This window comes from Neisseria sicca VK64 (genome assembly GCF_000260655.1).
GTDB classification, from domain to species: domain Bacteria; phylum Pseudomonadota; class Gammaproteobacteria; order Burkholderiales; family Neisseriaceae; genus Neisseria; species Neisseria sicca_B.
This window is the reverse complement of sequence record NZ_AJMT01000008.1, coordinates 28,162-50,746: the sequence shown is the minus strand read 5'-3', so window position 1 is coordinate 50,746 and position 22,585 is coordinate 28,162. Positions and strand designations below refer to the sequence as shown.

Annotated in this window: 26 protein-coding genes; 14 read left to right on the top strand and 12 right to left on the bottom strand. The window is 52.2% G+C overall.

What is annotated here, in order from left to right; genetic code table 11:
* The first annotated feature begins 163 nt into the window (after window positions 1–163).
* From der to xerD, 8 genes are all read left to right on the top strand, one after another.
* Window positions 164–1,621, top strand: a complete 1,458-nt coding sequence (gene der / locus HMPREF1051_RS00835) for a ribosome biogenesis GTPase Der (protein ID WP_003762980.1) — start codon at window positions 164–166, stop codon at window positions 1,619–1,621.
* 366 nt (window positions 1,622–1,987) lie between these two features.
* Window positions 1,988–2,278, top strand: coding sequence for an RNA chaperone Hfq (gene hfq, locus HMPREF1051_RS00830; RefSeq protein WP_003755341.1), 291 nt, complete (start codon window positions 1,988–1,990; stop codon window positions 2,276–2,278).
* Window positions 2,279–2,368: 90 nt separating this feature from the next.
* Window positions 2,369–2,938 carry a class I SAM-dependent methyltransferase gene (locus HMPREF1051_RS00825; RefSeq protein ID WP_003762869.1) on the top strand — a complete coding sequence of 190 codons (570 nt, stop codon included), beginning with the start codon at window positions 2,369–2,371 and terminating at the stop codon, window positions 2,936–2,938.
* A 52-nt stretch (window positions 2,939–2,990) separates the two neighbouring features.
* A complete protein-coding gene (locus HMPREF1051_RS00820) occupies window positions 2,991–3,365 on the top strand; it encodes a SirB2 family protein (RefSeq protein WP_003762962.1) in 375 nt (124 codons plus the stop codon).
* Between the two features lie 15 nt (window positions 3,366–3,380).
* Window positions 3,381–3,875, top strand: a complete 495-nt coding sequence (gene folK, locus HMPREF1051_RS00815) for a 2-amino-4-hydroxy-6-hydroxymethyldihydropteridine diphosphokinase (protein ID WP_003762904.1) — start codon at window positions 3,381–3,383, stop codon at window positions 3,873–3,875.
* A gap of 221 nt (window positions 3,876–4,096) precedes the next feature.
* Window positions 4,097–4,732 (top strand): deoxynucleoside kinase, encoded by a 636-nt coding sequence (locus HMPREF1051_RS00810; protein ID WP_003762894.1) that lies wholly within the window; start codon window positions 4,097–4,099, stop codon window positions 4,730–4,732.
* A gap of 109 nt (window positions 4,733–4,841) precedes the next feature.
* Window positions 4,842–5,279 (top strand): peroxiredoxin, encoded by a 438-nt coding sequence (locus tag HMPREF1051_RS00805; protein ID WP_003742666.1) that lies wholly within the window; start codon window positions 4,842–4,844, stop codon window positions 5,277–5,279.
* Between the two features lie 172 nt (window positions 5,280–5,451).
* The gene (xerD, locus tag HMPREF1051_RS00800; RefSeq protein ID WP_003762933.1) at window positions 5,452–6,327 is read left to right on the top strand and encodes a site-specific tyrosine recombinase XerD; all 876 of its coding nucleotides are present in this window, start codon (window positions 5,452–5,454) and stop codon (window positions 6,325–6,327) included.
* A 69-nt stretch (window positions 6,328–6,396) separates the two neighbouring features.
* Here the strand turns inward: xerD and clpA are convergent, their stop codons facing one another.
* Complete coding sequence (gene clpA, locus HMPREF1051_RS00795) at window positions 6,397–8,682, bottom strand: ATP-dependent Clp protease ATP-binding subunit ClpA (RefSeq protein ID WP_003762865.1); 2,286 nt, start codon at window positions 8,680–8,682, stop codon at window positions 6,397–6,399.
* Between the two features lies 1 nt (window position 8,683).
* Entirely contained in the window at window positions 8,684–8,995 is a 312-nt protein-coding gene (gene clpS / locus HMPREF1051_RS00790; protein ID WP_003755322.1) for an ATP-dependent Clp protease adapter ClpS, read from the bottom strand.
* Between the two features lie 311 nt (window positions 8,996–9,306).
* Between clpS and HMPREF1051_RS00785 the strand changes: the two genes are divergently transcribed.
* On the top strand, window positions 9,307–9,510 hold the full coding sequence (locus tag HMPREF1051_RS00785; protein ID WP_002217533.1) for a cold-shock protein: 204 nt from the start codon (window positions 9,307–9,309) through the stop codon (window positions 9,508–9,510).
* A gap of 82 nt (window positions 9,511–9,592) precedes the next feature.
* Window positions 9,593–9,820, top strand: coding sequence for a hypothetical protein (locus HMPREF1051_RS00780; RefSeq protein WP_003763006.1), 228 nt, complete (start codon window positions 9,593–9,595; stop codon window positions 9,818–9,820).
* A 214-nt stretch (window positions 9,821–10,034) separates the two neighbouring features.
* Here the strand turns inward: HMPREF1051_RS00780 and HMPREF1051_RS00775 are convergent, their stop codons facing one another.
* Window positions 10,035–12,260 (bottom strand): DNA internalization-related competence protein ComEC/Rec2, encoded by a 2,226-nt coding sequence (locus tag HMPREF1051_RS00775; protein ID WP_036490945.1) that lies wholly within the window; start codon window positions 12,258–12,260, stop codon window positions 10,035–10,037.
* Between the two features lie 158 nt (window positions 12,261–12,418).
* Window positions 12,419–13,327 (bottom strand): Dyp-type peroxidase, encoded by a 909-nt coding sequence (locus tag HMPREF1051_RS00770; protein WP_003762888.1) that lies wholly within the window; start codon window positions 13,325–13,327, stop codon window positions 12,419–12,421.
* Window positions 13,328–13,459: 132 nt separating this feature from the next.
* On the opposite strand from HMPREF1051_RS00770, the gene HMPREF1051_RS00765 reads away from it, so the two are divergent.
* From HMPREF1051_RS00765 to HMPREF1051_RS00755, 3 genes are all read left to right on the top strand, one after another.
* Complete coding sequence (locus HMPREF1051_RS00765) at window positions 13,460–14,545, top strand: metallophosphoesterase (protein ID WP_036490942.1); 1,086 nt, start codon at window positions 13,460–13,462, stop codon at window positions 14,543–14,545.
* Between the two features lie 273 nt (window positions 14,546–14,818).
* Entirely contained in the window at window positions 14,819–15,019 is a 201-nt protein-coding gene (locus HMPREF1051_RS00760; protein ID WP_003755307.1) for a (2Fe-2S)-binding protein, read from the top strand.
* A 124-nt stretch (window positions 15,020–15,143) separates the two neighbouring features.
* Window positions 15,144–15,398: a glutaredoxin family protein gene (locus tag HMPREF1051_RS00755; protein ID WP_036490939.1), complete on the top strand. Its 255-nt coding sequence runs from the start codon at window positions 15,144–15,146 to the stop codon at window positions 15,396–15,398.
* A gap of 108 nt (window positions 15,399–15,506) precedes the next feature.
* Here the strand turns inward: HMPREF1051_RS00755 and HMPREF1051_RS00750 are convergent, their stop codons facing one another.
* Together HMPREF1051_RS00750 and HMPREF1051_RS00745 are read right to left on the bottom strand one after the other, a co-directional pair.
* The gene (locus tag HMPREF1051_RS00750; RefSeq protein ID WP_003762982.1) at window positions 15,507–15,941 is read right to left on the bottom strand and encodes a hypothetical protein; all 435 of its coding nucleotides are present in this window, start codon (window positions 15,939–15,941) and stop codon (window positions 15,507–15,509) included.
* Window positions 15,934–17,241, bottom strand: a complete 1,308-nt coding sequence (locus HMPREF1051_RS00745) for a homoserine dehydrogenase (protein ID WP_003755300.1) — start codon at window positions 17,239–17,241, stop codon at window positions 15,934–15,936. Before HMPREF1051_RS00745 ends, HMPREF1051_RS00750 begins: the two co-directional genes overlap by 8 nt.
* Window positions 17,242–17,588: 347 nt before the next feature.
* On the opposite strand from HMPREF1051_RS00745, the gene HMPREF1051_RS00740 reads away from it, so the two are divergent.
* Complete coding sequence (locus HMPREF1051_RS00740) at window positions 17,589–17,963, top strand: Mth938-like domain-containing protein (protein WP_003762898.1); 375 nt, start codon at window positions 17,589–17,591, stop codon at window positions 17,961–17,963.
* A gap of 73 nt (window positions 17,964–18,036) precedes the next feature.
* On the opposite strand, the gene HMPREF1051_RS00735 is transcribed toward HMPREF1051_RS00740, so the two are convergent.
* The 6 genes from HMPREF1051_RS00735 to cls all read right to left on the bottom strand — a co-directional run bounded on the left by HMPREF1051_RS00735 (window position 18,037) and on the right by cls (window position 22,428).
* Window positions 18,037–18,471: a YiiD C-terminal domain-containing protein gene (locus tag HMPREF1051_RS00735; protein WP_036490934.1), complete on the bottom strand. Its 435-nt coding sequence runs from the start codon at window positions 18,469–18,471 to the stop codon at window positions 18,037–18,039.
* An 84-nt stretch (window positions 18,472–18,555) separates the two neighbouring features.
* The gene (locus HMPREF1051_RS00730) at window positions 18,556–19,092 is read right to left on the bottom strand and encodes a gamma carbonic anhydrase family protein (RefSeq protein WP_003762874.1); all 537 of its coding nucleotides are present in this window, start codon (window positions 19,090–19,092) and stop codon (window positions 18,556–18,558) included.
* 111 nt (window positions 19,093–19,203) lie between these two features.
* Window positions 19,204–19,494 carry a hypothetical protein gene (locus HMPREF1051_RS00725; protein ID WP_036490931.1) on the bottom strand — a complete coding sequence of 97 codons (291 nt, stop codon included), beginning with the start codon at window positions 19,492–19,494 and terminating at the stop codon, window positions 19,204–19,206.
* A gap of 88 nt (window positions 19,495–19,582) precedes the next feature.
* Entirely contained in the window at window positions 19,583–20,098 is a 516-nt protein-coding gene (locus HMPREF1051_RS00720) for a hypothetical protein (protein ID WP_036490928.1), read from the bottom strand.
* A gap of 135 nt (window positions 20,099–20,233) precedes the next feature.
* Window positions 20,234–20,731 (bottom strand): hypothetical protein, encoded by a 498-nt coding sequence (locus tag HMPREF1051_RS00715; protein WP_003762953.1) that lies wholly within the window; start codon window positions 20,729–20,731, stop codon window positions 20,234–20,236.
* Between the two features lie 203 nt (window positions 20,732–20,934).
* Window positions 20,935–22,428: a cardiolipin synthase gene (cls, locus tag HMPREF1051_RS00710; RefSeq protein ID WP_003762911.1), complete on the bottom strand. Its 1,494-nt coding sequence runs from the start codon at window positions 22,426–22,428 to the stop codon at window positions 20,935–20,937.
* Window positions 22,429–22,585 lie beyond the last annotated feature (157 nt).

Sequence of the window (22,585 nt, the reverse complement as noted above, 5' to 3'; positions counted from 1 at the left end):
GAAGATGGCTGTATGGGACGGAAATTCCAGCTCAAGCCATTGTTGCTGTTGAATCTATTTTCAGACGACCCCTCATCCTTTTTAACCTACCGTGTTTTGAAAAACACCTGCTCGTGTTGCAGGTTCGATTCCGAACCGACACTTGACACAGAAAGACCTCATCATGAAACCCACCATCGCCCTTGTCGGCCGCCCGAACGTCGGCAAATCCACTTTGTTCAACCGCCTGACGCGCACCAAAGACGCGCTTGTGCACGACCTGCCCGGCTTGACCCGCGACCGCCACTACGGACACGGCAAAATCGGCAGCAAACCTTATCTCGTCATTGATACCGGCGGCTTTGAGCCGGTTGTGGACAGCGGCATTTTGCACGAAATGGCGAAGCAGACTTTGCAGGCTGTCGATGAGGCCGACGCCGTCGTGTTTTTGGTGGACGGCCGCACCGGGCTGACTCCGCAAGACAAAATTATTGCCGACCGTCTGCGCCAAAGCCCGCGCCCCGTTTATCTGGCGGTAAACAAAGGCGAGGGCGGCAACAGAGCCGTGCTTGCCGCCGAGTTTTATGAATTGGCATTGGGCGAACCGCACGTTATTTCCGGCGCGCACGGAGACGGCGTGTATTACCTGATTGAAGAAATTTTAGAAAACTTCCCTGAGCCTGAAGCCGAAGAAGCCGATGTAAAACATCCTGTTTTTGCCGTCATCGGTCGTCCGAATGTCGGCAAATCCACACTGGTTAACGCCATTCTCGGCGAAGAGCGTGTGATTGCCTTCGATATGGCAGGTACGACGCGCGACAGCATCCACATCGATTTCGAACGCGAAGGCAAACCGTTTACCATCATCGATACCGCAGGCGTGCGCCGTCGCGGCAAAGTTGACGAGGCGGTGGAAAAGTTCTCCGTCATCAAAGCCATGCAGGCGGTTGAGGCGGCAAACGTTGCCGTTTTGGTATTGGACGCGCAGCAGGACATCGCCGACCAAGATGCCACGATTGCCGGTTTTGCCTTGGAAGCAGGGCGCGCGCTGGTGGTTGCCGTCAATAAATGGGACGGCATCAGCGAAGAGCGCCGCGAGCAGATCAAACGCGACATTTCCCGCAAACTGTATTTCCTCGATTTTGCCAAGTTCCACTTCATTTCCGCATTGAAAGAACGCGGCATCGACGGATTGTTCGACAGCATTCAGGCAGCCTACAACGCCGCCATGATTAAGATGCCGACGCCGAAAATTACCCGCGTCCTGCAAAGCGCCATCGAACGCCAACAGCCGCCGCGCGCAGGTTTGGTGCGCCCGAAAATGCGTTATGCCCACCAAGGCGGCATGAACCCGCCCGTGATTGTGGTACACGGCAATTCGCTGCACGCGATTTCCGACAGCTATACGCGCTACCTGACCCAGACGTTCCGCAAAGCCTTCAATTTGCAAGGTACGCCGCTGCGGATTCAATACAATGTTTCCGAAAACCCGTATGAAAATGCGGAAGACAAACCGAAGAAAAAACCGCTGCGCCGCGTCAGCCTGAGCAACCGCATCGAAAAACGCGAGGGTCGCAAGGAAGAGAAAAACCGTTTTAAAAAGAAAACCAAAGTCAGCGTGAAAAAACAGCACAGCAAATAAATCTGACGGAACAAGGGGCGCGCGAGGTGTGCCTCTTTTAGATTGCAGCCGGGCGAGTAGGGCGGTTGGGGATGAAGCCTTCTTGAAATTGATTGGCTAAGGCTCTGTAATAACAGGATTTTATTTGATGTCGAGGTCGTCTGAAAATCCAAATCTGCCAACCTATGCCTAATTGCAAAAATCGTTCGTATTGAAATGATTTGTATAGCACATTTGGGTAAAAAATCGTTGAAAAGCCCGTTGTTTGATAGAGGTTTGCATATTCTTACGGAAAAATAGTTGGTAATTTTTCTCGTTCGGGTCTACAATCCGACTCATGTTCGTTTTCAAAACGATTTCAAAATCATAATAATGGAGCTTATGAATATGACAGCTAAAGGACAAATGTTACAAGATCCTTTTTTGAATGCGTTGCGTAAAGAGCACGTTCCGGTTTCGATTTATCTGGTCAACGGTATCAAACTGCAAGGCCAAGTCGAGTCGTTTGACCAATACGTCGTTCTGCTGCGTAATACTTCCGTTACCCAAATGGTTTATAAACACGCGATTTCAACTATCGTTCCTGCCCGTGCCGTGAGCCTGCAACACGAGAACAAACCCCAAGCCGCTGCGGCTGCCCCGGTTCAAGTTGAGACCGTGCAACAACCTGCCGAATAATGTATGTAACGCATTAATCGATTCTGATACCTTACCGCTTGGCCGGTAAGGTATTTTTATTTTCAGACGACCTCTGTACGGTTTCATCTTATGCAGCTCGAAAACATCCTCCCTTTTGCACACACGCTTCTCAAACAAGCCTTAAAACCCGATGCCCGCGCTTTGGACGGCACGGCGGGAAACGGCAACGATACGCTGATGCTGGCGCTGTCGGTCAGCAGCGGCGGGAAAGTGTGGGCGTTTGACGTGCAAGAGCAGGCATTGGCAAACACCCGAATGCGCTTGGAAGAAGCGTGCATGGCGGATAGGGTAGAACTGATATGGGACGGACATGAAAACCTTGCCAACCATATCCGCGAACCGCTAGACGCGGCGGTATTCAATTTCGGCTGGCTGCCTGGCGGCGATAAAAGCTGTACGACAGAAGCGGCAACCAGTATCCGCGCGTTGTCATCCGCCTTATCGCTGCTGAAAACGGGCGGTTTGGCGGTTGCCGTCCTATATCCGGGGCATGAGGCGGGGCTGTATGAAGCGCAGGCAATCGAAGACTGGGCGCTGCAGTTGCCACAGGATGAATTTGCCGTTTTGCGTTATGGCTTTATCAACCGCCGCAACCGCCCGCCGTATTTGTTGGCGTTTGAAAAGTTACGTCAAGAATGAATGTTTGCGGTAGAATAGACGCTTCTTTCAAAAACAATAACGTGCGACCGCTATGCAATATCTGTTTGTAAAATACAGCCATCAGATTTTCGTTACCATCACCATTTTGGTGTTCAATATCCGCTTCTTCCTGCTTTGGCGGCATCCCGATAAACCTTTGGCAGGTATCTGGAAAGCCCTTCCCCATCTCAACGACACCATGCTGCTCTTTACCGGCTTGTGGCTGATGAAGATTACCCACTTTTCGCCCTTCAATTCGCCGTGGCTCGGCAGCAAAATCCTGCTGCTCTTGGTTTACATCGGGCTGGGTATGGTCATGATGCGTTCCCGTCCGCGTTCGCCGAAGTTTTACGCTATTTATGTTTTGTCGATGGCTTGCGTCGGTTGTATCGTCTATCTTGCCAAAACCAAAACGCTGCCGTTTTAAAGAGGTCGTCTGAAAATGCCGCCCCCCCATTTTGCCGTCATCGCCTTGGGCAGCAACCTTGCCGAACCCGTCCGCCAAGTCCGCGCCGCATTGTCCGCGCTGGAGGCGCATCCGCAGATTCAAATCGAAAAAACTTCCTCGCTGTACGTAACCGCGCCGGTCGGCTACGACGATCAGCCTGATTTTGTCAACGCCGTTTGTTCCGTCCGCACTTCATTAGACGGCGTTTCGCTACTTGCCGTGTTGAACCGTATCGAAGAGGATTTCGGGCGGGAACGCACGTTCCGAAACGCCCCGCGCACGTTAGACTTGGACATCATCGACTTTGACGGCATTTTCAGCAGCGACCCGCATCTGACCCTGCCGCATCCGCGCGCGCACGAACGCAGTTTTGTGATGAAGCCGCTGGCTGAAATCCTGCCCGATTTTGTTTTGGGCGGACACGGACGGGCGGCGGATTTGGCGGCTGCTTTGGGCGAAGAAGGAATACGCCTGTTAGAAGCCGTTTGAAGCAAGGCGGTGAAATAAAAACATCTGTTTGCTTCAATCGCGTGTCAAAGTTTATATTTGAAGCAACTAGGTTCAAGAGGTCGTCTGAAAAGGGAAATGGCTTGGCAGTTTCCTTTTTCAGACGACCTTTCAAGAAGGACGGCGGCAGGTTTGGGCAAACTCCGTCGGTCTGATAAAATGCCACCTTTCCAAAATATCAAAACAAAATCATCCATCAAACCATGAACTACCGTTATATTGTCGTCGAAGGCTCTATCGGCAGCGGGAAAAACGCCTTGAGCCGCCGCCTTGCAGAACATTTCAGCGCGCTGTCGCTGGCGGAAAACCCCGAACACAACCCCTTCCTCATGAAGTTTTACGCCAACGCCTCCCATCACGGCTTGGCAACCGAGCTTTTTTTCCTGATGCGCCGCGCCGAAAGCGTGGACATCATCAAAAACGAATACGCACAAGGCGGCATGGTGGTCGCCGATTTCCTGTTGGAAAAAGACCGGATTTTCACGCCGGTCGTGTTGAATGAAGACGAACAGCAGCTCTTCGCCGATTTGAAACAAAAAATCCTGCCGCAGTATCCCGCCCCCGATTTGGTGATCTACCTGCAAACCGCCGTGGACGGCAACCGCAAACGCCTGCAAAAACGCGGCGACGGCATCATCAATCTTTTCCCCGAAGGCTATTTGGGGCGGATACACGAGGGATACAGCCAGTTTTTCCACCTTTATCAAAACGCCCCGCTGCTGACTGTCAATGCCGACGAGTTGGACTTGCAAGGCAATGGCGAACATTTCCAACTGTTGCTCAATGCGCTGAACGATTTGCAGGGAACGCGCAATTATCTGAATTTGAGCGAACGCTGACGCATTTTGCAAGATTAAGGTGAAACGCCGAAGCGGCTATGTTGGGGATTCATTTTATTTCCTTGCCCGCTACTACGTTTCCGTCTTAGGTCGTCTGAAAGGAGACATCATGACCCAATACCGATTCACTTTGCCCTCAAGCAGCGGCAACGACTTCGATTCTGCCGAACATCTGCCGCTGATTGTTTATTTCTACCCCAAAGACAGCACGCCCGGCTGCACCACCGAAGGCTTGGATTTCAACGCCCGTTTGCCGCAATTCAAAGAACTCGGCTATACCGTCGTCGGCATCTCGCGTGACGGCGTGAAATCGCATCAGAATTTCTGCGCCAAGCAAGGCTTCAATTTTGAATTGTTGAGCGACAAAGACGAAACCGTGTGTAAAATGTTTGACGTGATCAAGCTGAAAAAGCTCTACGGCAAAGAGTCTTTGGGTATTGAACGCAGCACATTCGTATTGGACGCAAACGGCGAAATCATCCACGAATGGCGCAAAGTCAAAGTCGCCGGACACGCGCAGGAAGTGTTGGAAACGCTGTCCCGATAAGCCGATAATGCAGCAAAAGGTCGTCTGAAAACGAACATGGCGGGCTCTGCCCAAGCAGGTTTTCATTTTCAGACGACTTTTTATAATGGACGTCAATCAGGGCAGGGTTGGCTTGTCCTGATTCATATTCAATCCACGATACACACCATCTTCGGACTGCCCGTAAAACCCCATGACCGATGAACTCATAGACAAACTGCTCGAATCCCTGTGGCTGCAAGACCGTCTCAGCCACAACACCTTGCAAGGCTACCGCCGCGATTTGGAAAAAATCGCCGCGCGTTTGGAAGCGGGCGGGCATACTTGGTTGGATGCCGAAGCCGCCGATTTGGCAGACGCCGTCTATGCGGCGGACGAAAAACACAGCTCGCAGGCGCGCGCCCTGTCCGCCTGCAAACGCCTATACGCCTGGTTGGAAGAGACCGAGCGGCGGACGGACAACCCGACCCGTTTCCTCAAAGCCCCGAAACAGACGCAAAAGCTGCCCACCCTGATTACCGAAGCGCAAATCGAAAACCTGCTCGCCGCGCCTGATACCGACACGCAGCACGGCCTGCGCGACAAAGCCCTGCTCGAAGTCATGTACGCCACAGGTTTGCGCGTAACTGAAGCCGTCAAGCTCCAACTGGGCGACCTCGACCTCAACCGCGGCTGCATCCGCACCATAGGCAAAGGCGACAAACTGCGTATCGTTCCTATGGGCGAAGAAGCCGTTTACTGGGTCGAACGCTATTGCGCCGAATCGCGGCCGCTGTTGCTCAAAAACAAAATCTGCGACGAAGTTTTTGTCAGCCAAAAACGCAGCGGCATCTCCCGCCAACTCGCGTGGATGATTGTCAAAAATTACGCCGAAACCGCCGGTATCACCTCACTCAGCCCGCACGGCCTGCGCCACGCCTTCGCCACCCACCTCGTCAACCATGGCGTCGATTTGCGTGCCGTACAGCTCATGCTCGGACATGCCAACATCAACACCACCCAAATCTACACCCACGTCGCCAACATCCGCCTGAAAAACATCGTTGACGAACATCATTCCCGAAACTAAACGATTCCATTGAAAAAGGTCGTCTGAAAACGGAAATCTCGTTTTCAGACGACCTTTTGCCTTTATCCGTCAAACCGCGGCTGCTTCAGGTTTGGCTTTGTTTTTCTTGAATTTCAACACGGCTTCTTCTTTTGCCGCATCCCAGTCTATCCGAACGAAGCCGCCGTCGGCGAGTTTGCCGAACAGGAGTTCGTCGGCGAGCGGTTTGCGGATTTTTTCCTGAATCAGGCGGTGCATCGGGCGCGCGCCCATTTGCGGGTCGAAACCTTTTTCCGCCAGATATTTGCGCAATGCCGGCGTGAATTCGGCTTCGACTTTTTTGTCGAGGAGCTGGTGTTCGAGCTGGAGCAGGAATTTGTCCACAACTTTGGCGATGACGGGTTCGGACAAGGGGGTGAACGGGATAATCGCGTCCAAGCGGTTGCGAAACTCGGGCGTGAAGAGTTTGTTGATCGCCTGCATTTCGTCGCCGCGTTCGCGCTTGGCGGTAAAGCCGAGGCTGGGGCGGCTGAGGCTTTCCGCGCCTGCGTTGGTGGTCATAATCAGGATGACGTTGCGGAAATCGGCACTCTTGCCGTTGTTGTCGGTCAGTTTGCCTGCGTCCATGACTTGCAGGAGGACGTTGAAAATGTCGGGGTGGGCTTTTTCGATTTCGTCCAAGAGCAATACGCAGTGCGGGTGTTTGTTGGCGGCTTCGGTCAAAAGACCGCCTTGGTCGAAGCCGACGTAGCCCGGCGGCGCACCGATAAGGCGCGATACGGCGTGGGGCTCCATGTATTCGGACATGTCGAAGCGTTGCAGCGGTACGCCCATCGAGTAGGCAAGCTGTTTGGCGACTTCGGTTTTGCCGACGCCGGTCGGGCCGGAGAAGAGGAAGCTGCCTATGGGTTTGTCGGGCAGGGCGAGGCCGGAGCGCGACATTTTGACGGCGGCAACCAGCGCGTCGATGGCGTTTTCCTGACCGTAAACCATGTTTTTCAAATCACGGCCGAGGAATTGCAGCACTTGTTTGTCGTCGTGCGACACGGTTTTTTCGGGAATCCGCGCGACTTTGGCGATGACGGTTTCGATTTGCGCTTTGCCGATGACTTTTTTCTGTTTGGATTTGGGCAGAATCCGCTGTGCCGCGCCTGCTTCGTCCATTACATCAATGGCTTTGTCGGGCAGGAAACGCTCGTTGATGTAGCGGGCGGAGAGTTCGGCGGCGGCTTCGAGTGCGCCTTGCGTGTAACGGACTTGGTGGAAACCTTCAAACATCGGTTTCAAGCCGCGCAGGATTTGCACGGTTTCGGCGACGGTGGGTTCGACCACGTCGATTTTTTGGAAGCGGCGGCTTAGGGCGTGGTCTTTGTCGAAAATAGTGCGGTATTCGTCGTAAGTGGTCGCGCCGATGCAGCGCAGCGAACCTTTCGCCAGCGCGGGTTTGAGCAGGTTGGACGCGTCCATCGTGCCGCCGCTGGTGCTGCCCGCGCCGATGATGGTGTGGATTTCGTCGATGAACAAAATGGCGTGCGGGATTTTTTCGAGCTGTTTCAAGACGGATTTGACCCGCGCTTCAAAGTCGCCGCGGTATTTCGTACCCGCCAAAAGCGAACCCATATCCAGTGCGTACACTTCGGCATCTTTGAGCGCGTCGGGGATGTCGCCATTGACGATTTGATGCGCCAAGCCTTCTGCCAGCGCGGTTTTGCCCACGCCTGCTTCGCCGACCAAAAGCGGATTGTTTTTGCGGCGGCGGCACAGGATTTGCACCAGCCGTTCCATTTCGTGTTTTCTGCCGATTAAGGGGTCGATGCGGCCGGCTTTGACTTCGGCGTTGAGGTTGACGGTGTAGTCTGACAACGAGCCGCTTTTTGATTCGACGGGGTCGTCTGAATCATTGTCGGGGTCGTCTGAAAAGCCTTTGTGTTCGTCGTCTTCGGTTGCGCCGTGGGCAATACAGCGCAAAACTTCAAAACGCGTAACCGATTGCAGCTTGAGGAAATAGACGGCGTGGCTGTCGGTTTCGCTCATCAGCGCCACCAAAACGTCCAAAGGCTCGACCAAGCCTTTGCCTGCGGATTGGGTATGCACCATCGCCCGCTGGATGACGCGTTGGAAGCCGAGCGTGGGCTGGGTTTCAACCGTGTCCAAAAGGTGGTCGGGAATCTGCGGGGTATTTTCGGCAACGCTGGCGGCGAGCTGTTCGGACAATACTTTCAAATCCGCGCCGCAGAGCTTGAGGACGTTGGGGACGGAGGCATCTTCTTCGATTAACACCAAAAGCAGATGCTCGAGACTGATGAATTCATAATGAGCCTTACGCGCCTCGCGGTAAAGCTGCTGCAAAATCTGTTCCAATTCGGGTGAAAGCATATTAAATCTCCTCGACAATACATTGCAGCGGATGCCCTTCGGCTTTTGCCCGCTGCATGACCTGCTGCTGCTTGGTTTGGGCGATGTCCCGTGTGTAAGTGCCGCACAAGCCTTTGCCTTCGTGATGAACCAACAGCATTACCGCCACCGCCTGCTCCTGTCCGAGCATGAAGATTTCGGTCAGGATTTCTACGACAAATTCCATCGTGGTGTAATCGTCGTTCAGCAAAAATACGCCGTAACGTTTCGGCGGGGCGGTTTTTTGGTCGCTTAAAAGTGTATCGGATTCGTGATGTGTGTTTGGGTTGTTCATAATTTTTTGGCTTTGTGGAAGAGGGTTTGTTTTCAGACGACCTTGTGGAAGGTTTGATACCAAATGAATCTATAAATATAGTGATTATAAGGTTTATTTCGATTTCTGTTGTATTTTGGTCGGTTTCCGCCATTTTCGCACTTTTTCCCTTGTATGGCTTGACGTTTTGGCTTAACAAATGTAAAAAGACGGTTAAGCAGAAGCTGGCACTCGACCAAGTATATAAAGCTAGGGAGAAACGCTGAACGTTTAAGTTTGCTGTATGCCTTATTTTGCTGATTTTGTTAATTTTTAAGTATAGGAAGTTTCTAATGGCAACCGGTATCGTAAAATGGTTTAACGACGCTAAAGGTTTTGGTTTCATCACTCCTGACGAAGGCGGCGAAGATCTGTTCGCTCACTTCTCAGCGATCAACATGGAAGGTTTCAAAACCCTGAAAGAAGGCCAACGCGTGTCTTTCGACGTAACCACCGGCCCTAAAGGCAAACAAGCTGCTAACATTCAGGCTGCTTAATTAAACGTGCGGCTTATGCCGTAGAATAATGGCGGGATTGATTCCCCGCCATTTTTTATTGTCTATGAGAAACGGAATCCACATGGCAGAAGACAAACAAAACGCCGCCTACGAAAACGCCCTGCGGCAGTTGGACGAACTCATCGCGCATCTGCGCAGCAGCGGGGAAGTCAGCTGCGCGGTGGCGGAACAAGAAGACTTGATGCTGATACGGCTTGCCGATTTAAAAATCGATTTGAGGCCGAATGATGAAAAGGCGATAGCGGATATCGACCGGTTTTACCGCCGCCATTTGGGCGACGGTAAATGAAGACGGATAATGCACAAACGCGTGATGAAGGTCGTCTGAAATCTCTATTTCGCCCCTGCCTGTTTTTTGGGCAGTCTTATTTTTCCTTTTAGTATCAACTGTTAATCCGATATATCCACAACTGGATTCACATAAAGCAAGGATAACTATATTTTTGCGGCATAGAGGCTTTAGGGTCGTCTGAAAAGCCAATTCTTCCATACAGCGAACGCATTTATTCAAACGGCTTTTTCTGCCAATAAAACTTATCCTTTTTCAGACGACCTTTAAACACTTCATCGCCACCCAGTTCAAATACCAATGCACCCGACAAATCCGTCCGCAACAAAGTCGCGCCGTGTGCGCGGACGCGGGTTTGGACGGCGGGGGTAGGGTGTTTGTAGGCATTGGCGTAGCCGCTGGAAGCGACGGCGTATTTGGGGGCGACCGTGTTGAGGAAGCCGCCTGATGAAGCCGTATTGCTGCCGTGGTGTCCCAATATCAAAACCTGGCTGTACAGCGAGCTGCCGTAGCGCTCTACCAGCCCTGCTTCGCCTTTGACGCCCAAATCGCCCGTAACCAACAATGCCTGTCCGTCGGAAACGACGCGCAGGACGCAGCTTCGGTCATTGTCTTCGCCGACCGGGTTTTCAGACGACCTCAATAACTCGAAATCCACGCCGTCCCATTGCCATTGCGCTTCGGCGCAAAATTTTGCGTTCGGATAAAACTCAGGCTGTCCCGCCAGCGTTTCGCCGATTTCAATATCGGAAACGGCGTCCAACCCGCCGTCGTGGTCGCTGTCGTGATGCGACAGAATCAGCTTGTCCAAACGGCGCACGCCTATGGCGTTCAGGCTTGGCACGATACCCGTTTGCGCCGCCTGCGCCGTACCCGTGTCAAACAACAGGTTGCGGTTGCGCGTCTGTACCAACACCGACAAACCCTGTCCCGCATCCATCACCGTAATCCGTGTCAACCCGTCGTCCAAACGGTCGGGGCGGTAAAACACAAATCCAGCCAACACCAAACACGCCCAAGGCCGCAAACCCAGACCGCACGGCAACAGCCACAGCAAAGCCGCCGTAAAAGCCAAAACCAACAGCGGCACAGACGCGGCGGCTACGGCAAATTCAGGCGATACCTCCGCCAGCCAAACCAAGCCGCGCAAAGTGTATTCCGCCAAACCTGCCGCCGTCCATTGCAAAGGCGCAAACGATAATACCGACCCCAGTAGCGCCAAAGGCGTCAGTACCCAAGAAAACCAAGGAATCATCGCCGCATTGACCAAAGGGCTGATGATGGGCAACGACGCAAAAATATAGCCCAACAATACCACCGACAACACCGTCGCCGCCCATTGTCCGCGTACAGCCAAACGCCAGCCGCGTTCTTTCAGACGACCTGCCGAAGCCCAAATCAAGGCGGCAACCAAGCCGAACGACAGCCAAGTGCCGACGCCCAAAACCGCCAACGGATCAATCAACACCACCACCGCCAAAGCCTGCCACCACGCCGTCCAGCCCGAAGACAGACTGCCGCGCCACCAAGCCCAGGCAAACGCTGCCAACATCAAGACGCTTCGCTGCGTCGGCACAGAAAAACCTGCCAGCAGCGCATAAAACAAAGCCCCTGCCGCGCCGCCCGCCAAAATCCACACGCGCGGTTTTGCCGGTATCCAAGGCAGTCGTCTGAAAATCAGTTTGACCAGCCAACCCGCCAAAACTGCCACCATCGTAACGTGCAGCCCCGAAATACTGACCAAGTGCGTCAAGCCCAAAGGTCGGAACGTCTGCCACAGTTCGGGCCTCAACGCCGATTGTTCGCCTATGCTCAAAGCCCGCATCAGACCGATACCGTCCGAAAAATCCGGACTTCTCGCCCCGACAGCCTGCCAACGGCGGCTGACTGCATCGCGCCACACCGCCAAGCCGACACCGCCGCCCTCGCGAACCAAGCTCCTGCCCTTGCCCAGCGTACCCGCGCCATCCAAACCGTTTGCCAACGCCCAAGCCTCGCGGTTCAGCCCGCGCAGGTTCACTTCGCCGATAACCGGCTTGAGCCGTGCCGACACCTTCCAGCGGCTGCCTACCGCCCAATCGCGTTTCTGATAATCCGACAGCAATAAATCAAACTGCCGCCCGTCCTCCGTCCACGCCTTCGCCGCAAACTGCACCCGCCGCCCGTCGCCGCGCGGCATATCCGCGACTTCAACCGTCAACACCGACTCCGAAGCCCCGTTCAGCGGCCATTGCGCCGACAAAGCCGCTTCCGTCCGAAACACGCCGTAAGCCGCGCCGAGCAGGACGCACAGCATCATTCCCGCCACCGCAAACCGCCGAGAAGCCGCCAGCAAAACCAATGCCGCCGCCAGCCACACACCCCAATGCGGTATGGACGGCAAAGCGAACGAGGCGATGACGCCGACTACCCAAAACGGCAATCCATAATATTTCAGCAAAACTGTTTCCCTTTTTATTATTAGTTTTGAAATCAGGTGGGGATAATAATTGAATTTCCTACAAACGTCATGAAAAAGGTCGTCTGAAAACCTGAATCTCAAGTTTTCAGACGACCTTTCGTCTTAGGGCTTCAATATTTCACATCGGCAATGCGGTTTTACAAATCCTGCAAACGCTCGACCGAAGGGGCGTAGTAATATGCGCCGGACACTGCGGTGGAAAGATAATTGAGCAGCAGGTCGGTTTTGCCGTCGGCATCGCCGAACATATGTAAAAGCTGTACTTCGATGTTGTGTAGGGTGTGGCAGTAGGCGGTGAACATCAGACCGTGTTCGCCGCTGATTTTGCCGAAGGGCAGGCTGCGGCGGACGATTTTCAGACCCACGCCGTTTTCTTTCAGGTTGACGCGGCCCAAATGCGAATCGGGCAGGCGCACGTCTTTGCTGAATTCTTCGTTGGCTTCTTTGCTGCGGCCGACGCTGGCTTCTTGTTCGGCAACGGGGACGGCATCCCATTTTTTCAGGTCGTGCAGGTATTTTTGCAGCAGGACGTAGCTGCCGCCGGCATCGGGTCGGCCTTCGGGAATAATGGCGACATTGCGGACGTTTTCATCGCCTTGCGGGTTTTCAGTACCATCGACGAAGCCGTCCAGTCCGCGGTCTTCATACAGGCGCAGACCGTGTTCTTCGGTGGCGATGCTGATGCTGTCGCCGAACGCGGCAAAGACGGATTGTGCGAGTGCGAAGGCGGCTTTTTGGCGGCAGGCTTGGATGTGGATGTAAATATCGTGTTGGGTTGAGGGGGCAAGACCGTTGCCCATGACGGGGAAGGGTTTGATTTCGCTGCCTTCTTCTGCGTGTCCGAATGCTTTCCATGCGTCGCTGCCGAAGGCGATGGTCATGCCTAAAATATCTTCGGGAAAGCGGGTTTTCAGCTTCGCCAAAGCTTCAAGCGAGCTTCGGCAGGCGGTTTTGATGTCATCGTAGCGACCGTCGCGGATGTCGGCTTCGATAAATATGCCGGCTTGGGCGTGATCGGGGATGATGGCGGTTTGCGGGCGGGGCATTGTGTTTCCTTTTCAGTTTATTGGATTTTTCAGGCGGTATTATAGCACTTAAGGTTTTCAGACAACCTCGTCTGAAAGGGCGGATATGATAGAATCCGCCGTTTGTTTTTTGATTTTCAACAGGTTCGCTTTATGTTCGGTACGATGTTTTTGATTATGATTGTATTGCTCCAGCTTTTCACGTTCGGACTGGGGCGTTCGTTGCAATGGCTGTTCGCGCCGGTGGTCGGCAAGGCGGGCAGGCGTTGGCTGATGGGGGTGTCGTATTTCGTGACCAACGGCCTGCTGGCGGGGCTTTTGTTGGAATTGGGACATTTTATGTTCCGCATCATGGCGTTTTGGATGGTGTTGCTGCTGTTTGTGATGTATGCGGCACTGGCGACGTTTGTCCTGTTCCTGCTGCTGCGCAAATTCGTGGCCAGTCGGTCGCTGTCGCGCAGCCTGCGCTTGTTTGCGCCGCTGTTCGTATTAGGTTTGGTCGGCTTGGGGATGTACAACGCCTATACGCCCGTTGTCCGTCATCAGACCGTCGTGATCGATAAGAAAATGGATAAGCCGCTGCGTATCGGCATGGCAAGCGACCTGCACTTGGGAATTTTGTTCGGCGCGTGGCAACTGGATAAGCTGGTGGACATCATGAACCGCGAAAAAGTCGATTTAATCCTATTGCCGGGCGATTTGATGGACGACAACGTCGATGCCTACCGCAAAGAAAATATGCAGCCGCATCTGGGTCGCCTGAAAGCACCGCTGGGTGTTTACGCGACTTTGGGCAATCACGATATGTTCGGCGACAGCGCGCGCATCCGCCATGACCTCGAAGCGGCAGGCATTACCGTGCTCGGCAACCAAGTGTTGCAACACGATGCGTTCCTGCTCGTCGGCCGCAACGACGATGTAGACCAAGACCGTCCGTCTGTTGCGCAGTTGCTGGAAAACCACAATACCGACCAGCCCGTTTTGCTGATGGATCACCGCCCGACCGAAGTCGAGGTGCACGCCAAGCTGCCTATTGACGTTCAAGTTTCCGGCCATGTCCACAACGGCCAAATCGCGCCGGCAAACCTGATTGTGCGTACCCTCTACCGTCTTGCCTACGGCTACGAGGAAATCGGCGGAAGACACTTTTTTGTTACGTCCGGCTACGGTTTCTGGGGGATTCCGTTGCGCTTGGGTTCGCAGTCGGAAGTGTGGGTGATTGATGTGAAGGGGAAATAGCGGTATTGCAAAATGAAAAGATAAAAAATACAGGCTTGCCGTTGCGCAGCCTGTATTTTTTTATTTGTTGTGAAATGTTATGACGTGCGCGGCTTTGTTGTTTTTAGAATGTGGTTCCAATCTATTGAATCAATCGAAACAAGGAAATCAATAGAAAATTACCAAATAAAACCGTTCGAACCGGTCTTGCAATGCAAACTGTTTTTATTTATATTTACGTTTAAGAATAAAACACACTATCAATACTGAGCGAAAGAAAACACGGAGCACATCATGTTTGTTTGCATTTGCAACGCCATTACCGACCACGACATCAAAGAAACCATCGCTGCAGGCGCGAGTACCATGAGCGATTTACAGGCTCAATTGGGCGTTGCGACCTGCTGCGGCTGCTGCGGCGAGTTGGCGGCTTCCTTCCTGAATGCCAACAGTGCGCAAACGACAGTTACCGCCGGTATCAATGTGCAATCCTAATCTTGTCTAAAGCATTATCAAAGGTCGTCTGAAACCGAAATCAAGGTTTCAGACGACCTTTGCATTGACGGCAGCCTTTATCTTACAATCCGTTTTTCGTTTACCACACCGCAAAGCATCCGCCATGAAGCTGACCCTGATGTTTCGAGAATATTGCAGTCTCTGTCACAAAATGCGTGAACAGCTCAAGCCGTATCAAGAGGCATTCGGTTTTGAGTTGGAAATCTTCGATGTCGATGAAGACCCTGTTTTAGAAGAAAAGTATAACGAGCTTGTCCCCGTGTTATTGGATGGTGACGAAGAAATCTGCCATTGGTTTTTGGATGAGGAAAAACTGAAGGCATGGTTGGAAGGGAAGAAACCGATCGCCCGAGCATAGTTTGTTGTTCCATCCTGATGTACAGTGAATCCCTTATCAATAAAAAGGTCGTCTGAAAAAAACAAACGGAGTTTTTTCAAACGACCTTTTTGCTATGTTAAAACCGGATTATTCCGCCTTCAAACCTGCCACACACTGCTTGTCGCGATCTTCAAATGCTTGCGCGCCGCCGAGCAGATCGAGCTGCTCTTGCGGGCTGAGTTTTCCTAAGGAGCGGATTTGCTCTTCGGAGAGCTTGTCCAAAGGCTTGTCCCACATACAGGTGCAGTAATCGGCGGCGAGTTTGCTGTTGTTTGAATCCAAGCCACTTTCTTTCAAATCGTTTTGCCATTTTTCGGCAAAGGGGATGTTTTTCACGCAAGATTCAAAGATGTTCTGCTTAGCCTGCGGTTTGGACATGGCGCATTGGGAGAGCAGGGCGGTGGCGGCGAGCAGCGCCAAAATGACCCACGCCCAAATGCGGATGGTGCGGATTTTGGCTTTCGCTTTTTTACGCGCCGCGGCTTGCTCTTCGGCGGACATTTCGTTTTTCGGCTCAGTCATGCAGGCTTTCCATGCGGATCATGGTGATCGGTTTTTCCACGCAGCTTAATGCTTCGATGGCGGCAATGGCGCGCTTGATGTTTTTCTCGACCGTGCTGTGGGTCAGAATCACGATTTCGGCGGTGGTTTGGTCGATCACGCCTTTTTGGATTAAGGCTTCGATGGACACGTTTTCTTTTGCCAAAAGCGCGGCGATTTGCCCCAGCGTACCCGGTTCGTCTTTGGCTTGGACGCGCAGGTAGTAGCTGCTGGTGATTTCGTCCATAGGCAGGATGGTTTGCGCTTGGACTTGGGCGGGTTGGAACGCCAGATGCGGTACGCGGTGGTCGGTATCGGCTTCAATCAGGCGGGCGATGTCGATGATGTCGGCAACCACGGCGGAAGCGGTCGGCAATGCGCCCGCGCCCGCGCCGTAATATAAGGTTTCGCCGACCATATCGGCGTTGACGCGCACGGCGTTCATCACGCCGTTGACGTTTGCCAAGAGGCGGCTTTCGGGAATCAGGGTCGGATGGACGCGCAATTCGATGCCTTTGTCGGTTTTGCGGGTAATGCCCAAAAGTTTGATGCGGTAGCCGAGTTCTTCGGCGTATTTGATGTCGCGGCTGTCGAGTTTGCTGATGCCTTCGAGGTAGCAGGCGGGGAAGTTCATCGGCGTGCCAAATGCCAGCGCGCTCATGATGGTAATTTTGTGGCCCGCGTCGTTGCCTTCGATGTCGAAGGTCGGATCGGCTTCGGCATAGCCCAATGCCTGCGCTTCTTTCAATACGTCGGCAAACGCGCTGCCTTTTTCGCGCATTTCGGAGAGGATGAAGTTGCTGGTGCCGTTGATGATGCCGGCGATGCTGCGGATGCGGTTGGCGGCGAGGCCTTCGCGCAGGGCTTTGATAATCGGGATGCCGCCCGCTACTGCTGCTTCAAATTGCACCATGACGTTTTTTTCTTCCGCCAGCGGGAAGATTTCGTTGCCGTATTCGGCGAGCAGTTTTTTGTTGGCGGTAACGATGTGTTTGCCGTTTTCAATGGCTTTCAATACCGCATCTTTGGCGATGCCGGTACCGCCGAACAATTCGACGACGACATCGACGTCTTCGCGCGCGACCAGTTCGAACGGGTCTTTGACAAAGGCTGCGGACGGACAGGTTTGGCGGGCTTTTTCTTCGCTCAAGTCGCATACGGCACTGATGCGCACTTCGCGTCCCAAACGGCGGCTGATTTCCGCCGCATTGTCCTGCAACACGGCAGCCGTACCGCCGCCGACCGTACCTAAACCTAAAAGACCGATGTTTACTGGCTTCATTGTGCCTCCTTGTGAGCCGATTTTCTTAAATCAAAAAGTAAAAACAGAAATTCAGAAAGCCCGAAACGTGACGCCGCCGCAGGGGATTGATATAGTGGATTAAATTTAAATCAGGACAAGGCGACGAAGCCGCAGACAGTACAGATAGTACGGCAAGGCGAGGCAACGCCGTACTGGTTTAAAGTTAATCCACTATAATGCTGATTTTGCAATGGCGGAAGACGCAGGCTAAAGTCGCCCATCCTACCTGAAATTGCCTGATTTTGCACCTTTTTTACGGAACGCGGCGAAAGGGCGGCAAGCCTGTTTGCAATAGATGGATGAAGCCGAGAAGGAAACGGAAGAAAATGCTGATTGAAGAAAACAAAACCGATGAAACCCTAAGCCTGACCGCTTATCGGGCGGGCGCAATCGAAGCGGGCGGCAAAACCTACACCACACCCATCATCTGGCGCAACGGCAAAATCGAAGCAATGAACGTGCAAACGCCGTCCGAACTGACTGCCGCCGACCTGTTTCAGACGACCTCAGATTTAGATGATTTGCCCGAAGTCATCATTATTGGCACGGGGGAGAAGCAGCAGTTCCTCCATCCGAAAATCGCCGCCGAACTTGCCGCACACGGCATCGGGTTGGAATGTATGAACACAGCCTCCGCCTGCCGCACGCTGGTGTTGCTGCAAGGCGAAGGGCGCAGCGTTTGGGCGTGGTTGTGGGTGTGAACAGGCATCCGCTGGATATAAAAAGGTCGTCTGAAAATTTCAGACGACCTTTGTCTATGAAACAGCCGATACCTTATCCCAATACGACAAACCGTCCGTCAAAGACGGCAGCCAATTCGTTTTCCGAATAGATTTCGGTTTGCAGGGCGATTTTTCCTTTTTTATGGCGCTCGAACATGGTTTTGAGTTTTTGCCACTCTTCAGCCGGCGGACTGCGCGTGATGATGGTCAGGTCGCCTCGTGCAGGGCGCAGGTAGCGGGTAGTACCTTCTTGAATGACGATATTGCCATCCGATTCGGGGCAATGGAGATAGACCGTTGCCCAGCCGCCGACGGTTGCCGCCAATGCGATACTGCCGCCGAAGGCGGTATTTTTATGATTGCGGTTGGGGGCGTGGGGTGAGAAAAGTACGGTCTGATCCGCTGTGGTTTCCAAGACGCTCAGGTCGAGCAGGGCGGTCGCAGGGATGTGGGTATGTAGGAAATCTTGCAGGGTTTCGGGGTTCATGGTCGGTATCGGGACGGGGCGTCTGAAAATCAGGGGCAGGCAGCAAAGCCCTATCAATTATAGCGATAAGGCGTCGCAGAGGGCTTATTTTGATTGCTTGTGTTGTCCTGCCAGCCGCACATAATGCGCGGCCGAATATTTCAAAAACTCTTTTTCCTTGTCCGTCAGCGGGCGGACTTGCTTGACGGGCGAGCCGACATAAAGATAGCCGCTTTCCAAACGTTTGCGCGGCGGCACCAAGCTGCCTGCGCCTATCATCACGTCGCTTTCGACGACGGTATCGTCCAGAATAATTGTTCCCATACCGATTAAAACGCGGTCGCCGATACGGCAGCCGTGCAGCATGACTTTGTGTCCGACGGTAACGTCTTCGCCGATGACAAGGGGCGAGCCTTCAGGCTTTTCCGCATTTTTGTGCGAAACGTGCAAGACGCTGCCGTCCTGTACATTGCTGCGCGCGCCGATGCTGATGCTGTTCACGTCGCCGCGCAAAACGGCATAGGGCCAGACGGATACGTCTTCGGCAAGCGACACTTCGCCGATGATGACCGAAGTTTCATCGATAAGGCAGGACTCGTGGACTTGCGGAGTATGGTCTAAGAAGGGGCGGATGGGGTTCATGCGGTTATTTCCTTTGTAAGCAGGGTTTGTTTTAAGAGGTCGTCTGAAACGGATTTCAAGCTTTTCAGACGACCTTTTTAAATGTTGGGTTTTGAGCCAATCTATCCTTAACTAAAACCATCTATTAGCAGGACATTTTTCTTCATATTTGGCTAAATCACTCGATTTTATCTTGTTTAAAGACACTAATTGTCTACATAATTGCTGAAATCTACCGAAAGATTCGCAATCTCCGGCGACAGAAGCATAAAACCATAGATACTGATCAATTTCTTCCAAGGAAGATAGTTTGCAAATATTATCTATTTGATTTTCCATGATTCTATCGGCTATGTCGTATTGTTCATTAGCATATAGGTTATCTAACTTAGATTCAAACTCTTCAAAATTATTAAAATTCATTTTGATATTTCTAATTAATTAAACGAAATGATGCCGAAGGAACTGCCCCCGAATTAAGCTTTAATCACCCAAGTTCTAAATAATTCTCTCATCCTTTATTCGTTGGATATTCATTAGAAAAAACGATCATTTTCCCTTCCGGATAATTTCCTTTCCAGCCGCAAGGGAAACCGTTATGCTGGAAAACATATAAGATATCTTTCCAAATTTCCGGCATATAATTATTGGCGTAACAATTCAATAAAATGTCCATATAATAAGGCATTGTTTCCTCGAGGAAGTTTACTACTCCCTCTATCGTGAGCTTTTTATCTGCCCCATGTAAATCCTTATCTAGTGCCCCCAAGCAATTGGTATTAATTAATTTACGACCAACCAAGTAGTGCCAATCGAAATCATCCGAATCTGGGAATTGCTGAGTAGCCATAATCTCCTCCCACTCATCCCATTCGTCGCCTAACAGATATCTGGCTTCCTCCGGAGAGGCTGTAACGATAAATCTTTCACGATCTCCGTCATAAGGACGGGAAAAGAAACTGTCTGATGACAAAAAATCAACCACGGGTTGCGCTGATTCAAGTATTTGGTTCCAAGTCTTTTTCATTGTTGTTTATCTCTTATCTAGTTACGAATGATAAAGGTCGTCTGAAACAGGTTTCAAATTTTTTTCAGACGACCTTTTCAAACCCACCCATACACATGAATTAAGATTTCAAACGGATTACGGTTTTCTCATCCTTTATTCGTTGGAAAAAACGATCATTTTCCCTTCCGGATAATCTCCTTTCCAGCCGCAAGGGAAACCGTTATGCTGGAAAACATATAAAATATCTTTCCAAATTTCCGGCATATAATTATTGGCGTAACAATCCAATAAAATTTCCATATAATAAGGCATTGTTTTTTCGAGAAAGTTTACTACACCCTCTATCGTGAGCTTTTTATCTGCCCCATGAAAATTCTTATCTAGGGCCCCCAGGCAATTGGTATTACTTACTTTACGATCAATAATGTAGTGCCAATCGAAATCCTCCAGACCCGAGAATTGCTGAGTATCTATAATCTCCTCCCACTCGTCCCATTCGCGACCTAAAAGATATTTGGCTTCCTCCGGAGAGGCGGTAACGATAAATTTTTCACGATGGCCGTCATAAGGACGGGAAAAGAAACTGTCTGATGACAAAAAATCAACCACAGGTTGCGCCGATTCAAGTATATGGTTCCAAGTCTTTTTCATTGTTGTTTGCCTTTTGAATCAAATTTTACAAGCACCAAGTCCGGGAATATTGGTTTACGGGGCGCGGGCGAGATGAAAAATATTCGGTTTATATTATCTATCTGTCTTCGGGATGACAACTGTTATCCAAACAAAAAAGGTCGTCTGAAAAGGTTTCCAAGCTTTTCAGACGACCTTTGGTCTTGTATGAACGGTAAGCCTGTCTATAACAGCGGACTCATCAGGCGGACGGTGTTTTCTATCAGCCCGCGGAATTTGGAGCGTTGCTGCCATGCTTTGACGGTGATGTAGCTGCTGTTTTTGAGGTAGTCGCGTTGGAGGTTGCAGATTTGTTTGGTGATGTCGCGGTCGTAGATGGCGAGGCTGATTTCGAGGTTGAGGAAGAAGCTGCGCATGTCCATGTTGACCGTGCCGAAGAGGGCGTAGTCTTCGTCTATGGTCATGGTTTTGGCGTGCAGCAGTCCGCCTTCGAACATGGCGATTTTGACGCCTGCGTCGAGCAGCATGGGGTAGTAAGCGCGGGAGGCGTAGCGAACCATGAAGGAATCGACTTTGGCAGGCAGGATCAGGGTAACTTTGACGCCGCGTTTGGCAGCGATGGTCAATGCCATCAGGAGGGGTTCGTCGGGGACGAAATAGGGGGTGGTGATGGTAATTTGTTTGGTAGCGGCGTAAATCGCGCTGATGATGGTTTCGTAAATGACGTGGCTGCCCTGTTCTGGCGCGGAGGGGATGACTTGGGCGACGATGTCGCCCTGCTGCATTTTTTCGGGAAGGATTTCGGGAATGCGCTCTTGCGCCTGCGTCAGATATTGCTGCACGCTTTCGAGGTTTTCGTCGGTTTCGACGGCGAGGTCGGCAAAGAAGACGGCGGAGAGTTCGAGTACCAGCGGGCCGGTGCAGCGCATCATGACGTCCACCCATTCGCCGACGCCTGAATCTTTTTTGAAGAAGCGGGGATCGGCGAGGTTGAAGCTGCCGGTGTAGCCGATTTTGCTGTCAATGACGAGGATTTTGCGGTGGTTGCGCAGGTCGGTGCGGGTGAAGAAGGTGCGCCAGACGCCGACGGGCAAGGAGGCGTGGACTTCTATGCCGGCTTCGCGCAGGGTTTCTACCCAGCCGCTGTCGAAAAAGCGGCTGCTGCCGACGGCGTCGGCGAGGATGGCGCAATCCAAACCTCTGTCGGCGGCGGCAAGGAGTTCGTTTAACAGTTCTTCTATCCTGCCTTCGGGTTCGATGATGTAGAAGGCGAGCATGCAGGAATGGCGGGCGGAGCGGATGTCGGCAAGCATGGTGTCGATGATTTCATCGGTGGTGGACAGCAGCGTCATGGCGTTGTTACGCGTCGCGCCGAGTCCCGTTCCGCTCGCAGCGACTTTGCTGATGCCGTGATAACGGGATTTGACTTTGTCGCCGATATCAAGGTAAAGGTTAGACAGGTAAGTTTCGACGAAACCTTGATAAAAACGGTTCATCTCGTCCGTACGCTTTGCCCGCGCCGTGCCGAGCCGCGGCTCGCCGATAAGCAGGTAGGCGATGGTGCCGAAGACGGGGAAAAGGAAGAGGATAATCAGCCAGGCAAACGTGGAGCCGATGTTTTTTTGTTTGTACAACACGCGCAAGACGCAGCCGAGCGCGGCGCAGGTGTGGGCGAAAATGAAGATTTCTGTCCAGGTGATGTCTTTTAGAAAAGTCATGTTCGATAGGCGGTGGAGGAATGGCGGGAGCGGATGTATAGTAGATTAACTAAATCAGGACAAGGCGACGAAGCCGCAGACAGTACAGATAGTACGGAACCGATTCACTTGGTGCTTCAGCACCTTAGAGAATCGTTCTCTTTGAGCTAAGGCGAGG